The 10,318-nt window shown below is 73.0% G+C and carries 11 protein-coding genes; 3 read left to right on the forward strand and 8 right to left on the reverse strand.

Annotated elements, in window-relative coordinates; translation table 11 throughout:
- Positions 1 to 98: 98 nt before the first annotated feature.
- A complete protein-coding gene (locus AB0E07_RS17530) occupies positions 99 to 1,421 on the reverse strand; it encodes a serine-threonine protein kinase (protein ID WP_362252066.1) in 1,323 nt (440 codons plus the stop codon).
- Between the two features lie 82 nt (positions 1,422 to 1,503).
- Positions 1,504 to 2,754 carry a DUF1343 domain-containing protein gene (locus tag AB0E07_RS17535; RefSeq protein WP_362252069.1) on the reverse strand — a complete coding sequence of 417 codons (1,251 nt, stop codon included), beginning with the start codon at positions 2,752 to 2,754 and terminating at the stop codon, positions 1,504 to 1,506.
- Positions 2,755 to 2,921: 167 nt separating this feature from the next.
- Here AB0E07_RS17535 and AB0E07_RS17540 point away from each other — a divergent pair, with 167 nt between their 5' ends.
- Genes AB0E07_RS17540 through AB0E07_RS17550 form a run of 3 tightly spaced genes read left to right on the forward strand, consistent with a single transcriptional unit; the run spans position 2,922 to position 5,970 of the window.
- A complete protein-coding gene (locus AB0E07_RS17540; RefSeq protein WP_362252071.1) occupies positions 2,922 to 3,686 on the forward strand; it encodes an SDR family oxidoreductase in 765 nt (254 codons plus the stop codon).
- A complete protein-coding gene (locus AB0E07_RS17545) occupies positions 3,683 to 5,350 on the forward strand; it encodes an AMP-binding protein (protein ID WP_362252074.1) in 1,668 nt (555 codons plus the stop codon). Before AB0E07_RS17540 ends, AB0E07_RS17545 begins: the two co-directional genes overlap by 4 nt.
- A 26-nt stretch (positions 5,351 to 5,376) precedes the next feature.
- Positions 5,377 to 5,970: a TetR/AcrR family transcriptional regulator gene (locus AB0E07_RS17550; protein WP_362252077.1), complete on the forward strand. Its 594-nt coding sequence runs from the start codon at positions 5,377 to 5,379 to the stop codon at positions 5,968 to 5,970.
- A 49-nt stretch (positions 5,971 to 6,019) separates the two neighbouring features.
- On the opposite strand, the gene AB0E07_RS17555 is transcribed toward AB0E07_RS17550, so the two are convergent.
- From AB0E07_RS17555 to AB0E07_RS17580, 6 genes are all read right to left on the reverse strand, one after another.
- A complete protein-coding gene (locus AB0E07_RS17555; RefSeq protein ID WP_362252080.1) occupies positions 6,020 to 7,234 on the reverse strand; it encodes an acyl-CoA dehydrogenase in 1,215 nt (404 codons plus the stop codon).
- 6 nt (positions 7,235 to 7,240) lie between these two features.
- The gene (locus tag AB0E07_RS17560) at positions 7,241 to 8,263 is read right to left on the reverse strand and encodes a phosphotransferase family protein (RefSeq protein ID WP_362252083.1); all 1,023 of its coding nucleotides are present in this window, start codon (positions 8,261 to 8,263) and stop codon (positions 7,241 to 7,243) included.
- A gap of 166 nt (positions 8,264 to 8,429) precedes the next feature.
- On the reverse strand, positions 8,430 to 8,726 hold the full coding sequence (locus AB0E07_RS17565) for a hypothetical protein (protein ID WP_362252086.1): 297 nt from the start codon (positions 8,724 to 8,726) through the stop codon (positions 8,430 to 8,432).
- Positions 8,727 to 8,842: 116 nt separating this feature from the next.
- Positions 8,843 to 9,160: a DUF202 domain-containing protein gene (locus AB0E07_RS17570; protein WP_362252088.1), complete on the reverse strand. Its 318-nt coding sequence runs from the start codon at positions 9,158 to 9,160 to the stop codon at positions 8,843 to 8,845.
- Positions 9,157 to 9,549: a DUF202 domain-containing protein gene (locus AB0E07_RS17575; RefSeq protein ID WP_362252091.1), complete on the reverse strand. Its 393-nt coding sequence runs from the start codon at positions 9,547 to 9,549 to the stop codon at positions 9,157 to 9,159. The genes AB0E07_RS17570 and AB0E07_RS17575 overlap by 4 nt, the downstream gene beginning before the upstream one ends.
- Positions 9,550 to 9,559: 10 nt before the next feature.
- Entirely contained in the window at positions 9,560 to 10,084 is a 525-nt protein-coding gene (locus tag AB0E07_RS17580; protein WP_362252094.1) for an NUDIX domain-containing protein, read from the reverse strand.
- Between the last annotated feature and the right edge of the window lie 234 nt (positions 10,085 to 10,318).

A 10,318-nucleotide genomic window follows, 5' to 3' on the forward strand; every position in this document is an offset into this window, starting at 1 on the left:
GCGGGTGCAAGAGCCCCCCGTGCGGTGCCGCCGCGCAGGCTGTGACGCCGGGAGCGGGCGGTACGCCCGGCCGGGCGTACCGCCCCGCACGCCGCGGGTCAGCGGACGCGGCCCGCCGCCAGCACCAGCCGGGCCAGCTCCGGGTGCGCGATGTCGCTGTGCGCGCCGGTCGGCGGACCCCCACGCCGGACCACCGCCGACACGTCCACGTTCACGCACCCCGTCCCCGGCAGCGGCCCGCGCAGCGCGTCGGCGAGCTTCAGCGACCGGGTGCCCGGCACCGCCTGCACCCCGTCGAAGCCCATCGCCCCCCACCGCGCGCCCAGCGCCCGGCCGACGGAGAGGTCGTGCAGCTCCCGGTCGTGGCCCGCCATCCGCGAGGCCAGCGGATAGATCGTGCCCAGCGCGTCGTCGTGCTGGGAGAAGCAGCACACCAGCGGGCCGTCGATCCGGTTGTGCTGGCCCTGGAGCACCCCGCCCGCGCGCGGGTCGTGCGGCAGCCGGGCCGAGAACGCATAGTGCGAGAAGGCCCCCTGGAGCAGGGTCACCGACTTCACCGTCCGCACCCCGGGCGGCAGCCCGCGCAGCGCGAACGACACCAGCCGCCCGCCGAAACTGTGCCCCACCAGATGCACCCGCGTCCGCGGCGCCCGGGTCGCCAACTGCCCGACCACCCGCCCGAGCCCGCGCTCGCCGACCGTGCCGGCCCGCCGCTTCATCGCGAAGTACGTGGCCTGCCGCAGCAACTCGTGCGCCCCCGCCCACGGGTTGGGCAGCGTGAAGGAGGTCTCCGCGGTCCCGCCCGGCGAGCGCAGGCCCGCGAGCGCCCGCGCGAACTCCTCGCAGGTCTGCGCCGTCGTCCCGTGGAAGAACGCCGGCTCGTCCTGCGGGACGCCCTCCGCGAGCGTGTCCGCGGCGAACAGCGCCTGCGGGCCCGGCGGCACCAGCTCCACCAGCACCCGCACCAGCCGCCCGAACTCCTCCAGCTCCGCCTCCTCGCGCGACTGCTGCTCCAGCAGCCGGGCGAGCTGGTCGACGACCGTGGCCCGGCCGGGGAACGTCTCCAGCAGCGCGTGCCGGGTGTCCTTGTCGAGCGCCGGGGGCGGCGGAGCCTCGGCGGCGACGGCACGCGGGAAGTCGGGGATCGGCTCGTCCGAGAAGCGCATCGACGGCCACACCACGCCCACGTAACCGAGCCGGGCCGTCGGGGCGAGAGCGGGGACGGGGGCGAAGAAGCGGTCGTAGAGCCGGGTCGCCCCGGAGCGGTCGCTGTTCCAGCCGTGGGCGAAGACCAGCAGATCGCGCACGCCCCGCTGGACCACCCCGGCGAGCAGCCGGTCCCTGGAGCGCGCCTCGGGGTCGCCGTCCGCGTCGAAGGTCAGCTCCCAGTAGGGTGAAACGCTCATCTCCGGACGCGCCATGACCGGCCCCCCTCGTACCCCGCGGCGGTGCGATGCGGTCGTATCGTCCCGCCGCGGGGCAGAGTTGGCCATACGGCTCGGGTCATCCGTAGAGCAGGTATTCCTTTCGAATCCGGCGGAACGCCGCGAGTTCCTCCTGCCAGCCGGCCACCACCTCGTCGGTGCTCGCGCCCGCGTCGATCGCGGTGCGGACCTGGGTGGAGCCGGTGAGCTTGTCGATCCAGTTGTCCGACCGCCAGGCGAAGCCGTCCCAGACCCGCTTGGCGGTGACCAGCAGGCCGATCCCGGTGCGCACCGGGTCGTAGGCGGCCCGGTCGTGGACGTGGACCTGGACCCCGCCGACGGTCTTCCCCTGGAACTTCGAGAAGGTCGGCGCGAAGTACGCCTCCCTGAAGTGCACGCCCGGCAGCCCGAGTTCGTTGGCGGCGGCGGCCCAGCGGCCGTCGACGCCCTCCGCGCCGAGGAGTTCGAAGGGGCGGGTGGTGCCCCGGCCCTCGGAGAGGTTGGTGCCCTCGAAGAGGCAGGTGCCGGAGTACACGAGGGCCGTGTCGGGCGTCGGCATGTTCGGGCTCGGCGGCACCCAGGGCAGGCCGGAGGCGTCGTAGAAGTCCGAGCGCCGCCAGCCGGCCATTCTCACCGTCTCCAGCGGGACCGGGGTGGTGAGGAACTCCCCGTTGAAGAGCAGGGCCAGTTCGGCGACGGTCATGCCGTGCGCCTGGGAGATCGGCTGCCGGCCGACGAAGGTCGCGAACTCCTTGTGCAGCACGGGCCCTTGGGCGGCCCGGCCGGTGACCGGGTTCGGGCGGTCCAGCACCACGAACCGCTTGCCCGCGAGCTGGGCCGACTCCATGCAGTCGAAGAGCGTCCAGATGTAGGTGTAGAAGCGGGCGCCGGCGTCCTGGATGTCGAAGACGACCGTGTCCACGCCGGAGGCGGTGAAGATGTCGGCGAGCGGACGGCCGCTCTTGAGGTAGGTGTCGTAGACGGGCAGACCGGTGGCCGGGTCGTCGTAGCGGCCCTCCGAGCCGCCCGCCTGCGCGGTGCCCCGGAAGCCGTGCTCGGGGCCGAAGACCGCGGTGAGGTTCACCCGGTCGTCGGCGTGCAGGACGTCGACGATGTGCCGGACCGTGCGGGTGATGCCGGTGGGGTTGGTGACGATGCCGACGCGTTGGCCGTCGAGTACGGAGTACCCGTCCGAGACCAGGCGTTCGAAACCGGTCCGCAGGCGGCGGCCCCGGTCGTGGTCGGCGGCCGCCGCGGCGGGGGAGGTGACGGAGGCGGTGGCGGCCAGGGCCGGGGTTGCGGCCAGGAGAGTTCGTCTCGTGAAGCGCATGCAGGGCACGGTAGGGGCTGCCGGTGCCGTTGGTAAGCCGTCGGGCGCGCGTGGCCCGGGATGTGCCCCCGAGGGGCCGCGAACGGGCGCCGTCCACACCCTTTCATTCGTACATACCGACCGGTTAGTCTGGCGTCGCCAGCCGAGCCGCTCGTCGAAGGAGACCGATGGTGGAAGCCTTGCAGGATGCCGGAGTCGTCGTCACCGGGGCGGGCGGGGGGATCGGCGCGGCGCTCGCCCGGCGGTTCGCCGGGGCCGGGGCCCGGGTCGTCGTCAACGACCTGGACGCGGGCAGGGCCGAGGCCGTCGCCGCCGAGATCGGCGGGATCGCCGTGCCCGGCGACGCCTCCGGCATCGTGACCGCCGCCCGCGAGGCCCTCGGCACCGGCATCGACGTGTACTGCGCCAACGCGGGCGTCGGCTCCGGCGGCTCCGAGTCCGCCGGGGAGGACGTCTGGGCGCTGGCCTGGGACGTGAACGTGATGGCGCACGTACGGGCCGCCCAGGAACTGGTCCCGGAGTGGCTGGAGCGCGGGTCGGGGCGGTTCGTCTCCACCGTCTCCGCCGCCGGACTGCTCACCATGATCGGCGCCGCCCCCTACAGCGTCACTAAGCACGGCGCGTACGCCTTCGCCGAGTGGCTGTCCCTGACCTACCGGCACCGCGGGATCAAGGTGCACGCCATCTGCCCGCAGGGCGTGCGCACCGACATGCTCGCCGCCACCGGAAGCGCCGGCGACCTGGTGCTCCAGCCCACCGCCATCGAACCGGACGACGTGGCGGACGCCCTGTTCAAGGGCATGGAGGAGGACCGGTTCCTGGTGCTGCCGCACCCGGAGGTCGCCGGGTACTACCAGGCCCGCGCCGCCGAGCCCGACCGCTGGCTCGGCACCATGAACCGCGTCCAGCAGAAGTGGGAGGCCGCGCGGTGACCGCCGCCGGGTACGCGGACCGGCCCTGGCTCGCCCTGCTCGACGAGGCCCAGCGCGCCCCCATCGACCCCGCCGACTCCCTGGTGCACGCGCTGCGCCGGGCCGTCGCCGAAACCCCCGAGCGCGACTTCCTCGCCTACTTCGACGGCCGCCTGACCTACCGCGAGACCGACGAGCTGAGCGACTCCGTCGCCGGTCACCTGGCCGCCCGGGGCCTGGAACCCGGCGACCGGGTGGCCGTACTGCTCCAGAACTCCCCGCTCTTCGTGCTCGCGGTGCTGGGCGCCTGGAAGGCGGGCGCCACGGTCGTCCCCGTCAACCCCATGTACAAGTCGGGGGAGATGGCGCACGTCCTGCGCGACGCCGAGGTCACCGCGCTGATCTGCTCGGACCGCTCCTGGGAGGCGTACCTGCGCGGGACGGCCGCCGACTCCCCGGTCCGGATCGTGCTCACGGGCTGCGAACTGGACTTCCAGACCCGCGGCGACACCCGCGTCCTCGCCTTCGAGCGGCTCCCTTTGGCCGCCGACGCCGAGGACCTCGCCACCGTCGCCCGAGCCGGACACCCGGCCCCCGAGGGCCGCGACCCGGCCCCCTCCGACCTCGCCCTGATCAGCTACACCTCCGGCACCAGCGGCACCCCCAAGGGCGCCACCAACACCCACGCCAACATCATGCAGAACGCGGAGCGGCAGCGGACGGGGCTGCCGCTGCCTGAGGCGCCGGTGTACTTCGCGCTCGCCCCGCTGTTCCACATCACCGGCATGGTCTGCCAGTTCGGCGCCTGCCTGAACAGCGCGGGCACACTGGTGCTCGCCTACCGCTTCGAGGCCGGGGCGGTGCTGGACGCGTTCGCCGAACACCGTCCGCACTACACGGTCGGCCCCTCGACCGCGTTCATGGCGCTGGCCGCCCACCCGTCCGTCACCCGCGAGCACTTCGCCTCCTTCCGGATCATCTCCTCCGGCGGCGCCCCGCTGCCGCCGGCGCTGGTGGAGAAGTTCCGCGCCGGATTCGGTCCCTACCTCCGCAACGGCTACGGGCTGACCGAGTGCACCGCGCCCTGCGCGGCCGTGCCGCCCGCCCACGAGGCACCGGTCGACCCGGTGTCGGGGACGCTCGCCGTGGGCGTGCCCGGACCCGACACGGTCGTCCGGATCCTCGACGAGGAGGGCGCGGAGGTGCCCTTCGGGGAACAGGGCGAGATCGTGGTGAGCGGCCCGCAGGTCGTGCCCGGCTACTGGCGGCGCCCCGAGGCCACCGCCGAGACCTTCCCCGGCGGCGAGCTGCGTACCGGCGACATCGGTTTCATGGACCACGAGGGCTGGCTGTACGTCGTCGACCGCAAGAAGGACATGATCAACGCGTCCGGGTTCAAGGTCTGGCCGCGCGAGGTCGAGGACGTGCTGTACACCCATCCGGCGGTACGCGAGGCGGCGGTCGTCGGGGTGCCCGACGGGTACCGCGGGGAGACCGTGAAGGCGTACATCAGCCTGCGTCCGGGCGCCGCCCCGGACCCGGATGAACTCGCGGTGTACTGCAAGGAGAGACTGGCCGCCTACAAATATCCGCGCCAGGTGGAGATCCTGCCCGACCTGCCGAAGACGGCCAGTGGGAAGATCCTCCGGCGGGAACTCCGTTCCCGCGCGCACGACAGCCAGTGAGAACTCGGAAGGCAGGTGGCGGCTCAGTGCCCAGGACGACGGACGGAGACGGCACGCCCGTCCCGCAGCGGCTGCTGGCCGCCGCCACCCGGCTCTTCGCGGAGCAGGGCTACGACCGGACCTCGGTGCAGGAGATCGTGGAGGCGGCCGGCGTCACCAAGGGCGCGCTGTACCACTACTTCGGCTCCAAGGACGACCTGCTGCACGAGGTGTACGCCCGGGTGCTGCGCCTCCAGCAGGAGCGGCTCAACACCTTCGCGGAGGCCGACGAGCCGGTGGAGAAGCGGCTGCGGGCCGCGGCCGCCGACGTGGTCGTCACCACCATCGACAACCTCGACGACGCGTCGATCTTCTTCCGCTCGATGCACCACCTGAGCCCGGAGAAGAACCGGCAGGTGCGGGCCGAGCGCCGGCGCTACCACGAACGCTTCCGCGCGCTGATCGAGGAGGGCCAGCAGGCCGGGGTCTTCTCCACGGCGACCCCGGCCGACCTGGTGGTGGACTACCACTTCGGCTCGGTCCACCACCTGTCGACCTGGTACCGCCCCGACGGCCCGATGAGCCCCCAGGAGGTCGCCGACCACCTGGCCGACCTCCTGCTGAAGGCACTGCGGCCCTGAGTCCGCGCAGCCCCGGGCCCTCGGTGGGCCCGGGGCGTGCCGCCGGCTCCTACACGTACTTCTTCAGCTCCCGCCGCGCCAGGGACCGCTGGTGCACCTCGTCCGGACCGTCGGCCAGCATCAGCGTCCGCGCGCTCGCGTACAGCTCCGCCAGCGGGAAGTCCTGACTCACACCCCCCGCGCCGTGCAGCTGGATCGCGCGGTCGATGATGTCGACGACCGTGCGCGGAGTGGCGATCTTGATGGCCTGGATCTCGGTGTGGGCGCCCTTGTTGCCCACGGTGTCCATCATCCAGGCCGTCTTCAGCACCAGCAGCCGCAGCTGCTCCACCGCGACCCGCGCGTCGGCGATCCAGTTGTGCACCACGCCCTGCTGGGCCAGCGCCTTGCCGAACGCCGTCCGGGACACGGCCCGCCGGCACATCAGCTCGATGGACCGCTCGGCCATGCCGATCAGCCGCATGCAGTGGTGGATCCGTCCCGGGCCGAGCCGCGCCTGCGCGATGGCGAAGCCGCCGCCCTCCTCGCCGACGAGGTTCGACACCGGCACGCGCGCGTGGTCGAAGACCACCTCGGCGTGGCCGCCGTGGGAGTGGTCCTCGTAGCCGAAGACCCGCATCGCGCGCTTGACGGTGACGCCCGGCGTGTCCCGGGGGACCAGGATCATGGACTGCTGGCGGCGGATGTCCGCGCCGTCCGGGTCCGTCTTGCCCATCACGATGAAGATCTTGCAGTCCGGGTTCATCGCCCCGGAGATGTACCACTTGCGTCCCGTGACGACGTAGTCGTCGCCGTCCCGCTCGATGTGGGTGGTGATGTTGGTGGCGTCGGAGGAGGCCACGTCCGGCTCGGTCATCGCGAACGCCGAACGGATCTCACCCGCGAGCAGCGGCTCCAGCCACTGCTTGCGCTGCGCCTCGTCGCCGAACTGGGCCAGCACCTCCATGTTGCCGGTGTCCGGCGCCGCGCAGTTCAGCGCGGTCGGCGCCAGGTGCGGCGAGCGGCCGGTGATCTCGGCGAGCGGCGCGTACTGGAGGTTGGTGAGGCCGGCGCCGTACTCGTGGTCGGGCAGGAAGAGGTTCCACAGGCCCTGCCTGCGCGCCTCCGCCTTCAGCTCCTCCACCACCGCCGGGGTGTCCCAGGGCGAGGCCAGCGCGGCCCGCTGCTCCTCCGCGACCGGCTCGGCCGGGTAGACGTACTCGTCCATGAAGGCCAGCAGTCTGCCGCGCAGCTCCTCGGTGCGCGCGTCGAACGCGAAGTCCATGTCCCGTCAGCCTTCCTGAAGAGTGGTCAGACCGTGCTGGATGAAGACCGGGACCAGGTCGCCGATGCGGTCGAAGCCGCGTCCGACGGTCTGGCCCAGGGTGTAGCGGTAGTGGATGCCCTCCAGGATCACGGCGAGCTTGAACCAGGCGAACGCCGTGTACCAGGAGACCGCGGAGACGTCGCGCCCCGAGCGCGCGGCGTACCGCTCGACGAGTTCGGCCGGGTCGGGGTGGCCCGGGGCCTCGGCGGTGGTCGAGACGGGGGAGTCGGGCATGTCCAGGGACATGCTGTACATCACCAGCAGGCCCAGGTCGGTGAGCGGGTCGCCGAGCGTGGACATCTCCCAGTCCAGGACCGCCTTGATCCGGTCGTCGTCCCCGATCAGGACGTTGTCCAGCCGGTAGTCGCCGTGGACCACGGTCGCGGCGGGGGAGACCGGCAGCCGGCGGCCGAGCGTCGCGTGCAGCTCGTCGATGCCGGCCAGCTCACGGTTGCGGGAGGCGTCCAACTGCTTTCCCCAGCGCCGCAGTTGGCGGTCGAGGAAGCCCTCGGGGCGCCCGAAGTCGGCCAGCCCCACCTCCTCGGGGTCCACCGCGTGCAGGTCCACCAGGGTGTCCACCAGCGCGAGCACCGCCCCACGGGTGCGCTCCGGGCCCAGCGGCACCAGCTGGTCGGAGGTGCGGTACGGGGTGCCCTCGACGAACTCCATGACGTAGAAGGGAGCCCCGAGCACCTCCTCGTCCTCGCACAGGAGTACGGGCCGGGGCACCGGCACGCGCGTCGGGTGCAGGGCGCTGATCACCCGGTGCTCGCGTCTCATGTCATGGGCGGTGGCGAGGACATGGCCGAGCGGGGGCCGCCGGACGACCCAGCGCGCGGTGCCGTCCTGGACCGCGTAGGTGAGGTTCGACCGTCCACCCTCGATCAGCCTGCCGGTCAGCGGGCCCCGGACCAGCCCGGGGCGCTCGCGGTCGAGCAGGGCGCGCAGCCGGTCGAGATCGAGTCCGGGCGGGTGGTCGGGGCTCATCGATGCTCCTACGGGCAGGTGAACGAGTCTCGACCAATGATGCCGACCGGTCGGTATGTCGTCCAGTGCGCGGAGCCAACGTGATCGGAGCCACGATAGGCCGACAGCCCCTCGCGCGGGGCGCCGAGGGGCTGTCGGAGGGCCGGTCGTGACCGGTGCGGACGGGTCAGTGGTCGTCCCAGTGGCCGTCGTGCGCCGCGTGCCGGTGGCCGTCGTGCAGATAGTCGACGTGGTCGCCGTGCAGGACGCTCTCGTGTCCGCAGGCGTCGCCGTGCTGGTGGTCGTGGCCCTGGTGGGTGGTGTGGCCGCCCGGCTCGCACTCGTCCCAGTGCCCGCCGTGCTCGCGGTGCAGGTGCCCGCCGTGCGCGTAGTCGACGTGGTCGCCGTGCGGCACCTCGGTGTGGCCGCAGCCGGGTCCGTGGGCGTGGGTGTGCGAGACGTGTTCCGTGTGGAGGGTGGTCATGGTGCTCACCTTCGAAGCTGCGGGCGATGACGACGGACAGGCTGTCACGCGAACGGAACATATCCTCTCATTCCACCCTCGTGGCGCCCAGGTGAGCCAAGCCTTCGCGGCAGGCCCTAGAGGATCAGCGCCGCCCCGCACGCGGCCAGTGCCACCGTGCACAGCACCGCCGCCGTCGCGTGCCGGGGCGTCAGGGCGCGGGGCTCGGGGCTCGCGGCGAGGGCGTGGATCCTGCGGTGGGCGCAGGCGAGGAAGCCGAGCCAGAGCAGCGCGCACAGGGCGCACAGGGCGATCCCGGACGCCGAGGGGCCGTCGTGCAGCGCCGTCCTCGCGGCGAGCACCGCGGCGACGGTCGAGGCGAGCGTCGTACGGCGCCAGGCGAGCCGGGTCCGCTCGGGCTGGAGCCCGGGGTCCCGCTCCGGCGGTGCGCTCACCCCTCCCACCCGGCGAGCACCACCACGACCATCACCAGCGCCACCACCGCCACCAGCACACCGAGCAAGGCCGGGAACCGGGACACCGGCAGGTCCTCGCCCCGGCGCATCGCGCGCTCGCAGCGCACCCAGTGGTTCACCGCGCGCAGGGAACAGAGCACGCCCGCCGCGAGCAGCGCGAGCGCCAGCCCGACCCGCCAGCCCCAGGGCAGGTCGGGCAGGAACTGGTCCACCGCGAAGCCGCCGCCGATCAGCGCCAGCGCGGTGCGCAGCCAGGCCAGGAAGGTGCGCTCGTTCGCCAGCGAGAACCGGTAGTCGGGCGTACCGCCCTCCCGCCGGACCTGCTCCGGCGCGAACCACAACCGGGCGTTCCGCACGAATTCGATCACGCCCCGGACCCTACCGGGAGCCGTCCCCGGCCCGGTGTTCACACAGGCGCTCGTACGCGGCGAGCCCGTCCGGCACCCACTCCCACTCCGTGAGGCGGTCCCGCACCTCCGACTCCGGCAGGAACGCGTGCCAGGCGACCTCCTCCACCTGGGGGCTGACGGGCAGCTCGCAGCGCACCTCGTACACGGCCGACCACCAGCTGTGTCCGGCGCCGTCCTCGTAGAGGAACTTGAACAGGAACTCCGGCCGCGGCAGCCCGGAGACGCCGAGCTCCTCCTCGGCCTCCCGCAGGGCCGCCGTGTCGTAGGACTCGCCGGCGCCGACCACGCCGCCGACGAACATGTCGTACAGCGAGGGGAAGACCAGCTTGGTCGAGGTGCGGCGGTGCACGAACAGGCGGCCCTCGGCGTCCCGGGCCTGCACGAACACGCACCGGTGCCGCAGGCCCTCGGCGTAGACCAGGCCGCGCGGGGACTGCCCGACGACCCGGTCGTGCTCGTCGACGACGTCGAGGATTTCGTCAGCTGCGCTCATGAAGCCATCCAACCAGTGCCCGAACCGGAGGCACCGAGCCCAGGGGGCTTTCACAGACTGCAGCAGCCACACCCACCCAGGGGCGCGGGGAACTGCGCCCCCGGCCCCGACGGCGCCGCAGCCTGGGGGAGGGCTTTCGCGGACCGCAGATTCCTGACGCCGGCCAGCCACACCCACCCAGGGGCGCGGGGAACTGCGCGACCGGCCCCCACGGCGCCGCGGCCTGGGGGGGGG

This window comes from Streptomyces sp. NPDC048002, assembly GCF_040653275.1.
Lineage (GTDB): Bacteria > Actinomycetota > Actinomycetes > Streptomycetales > Streptomycetaceae > Streptomyces.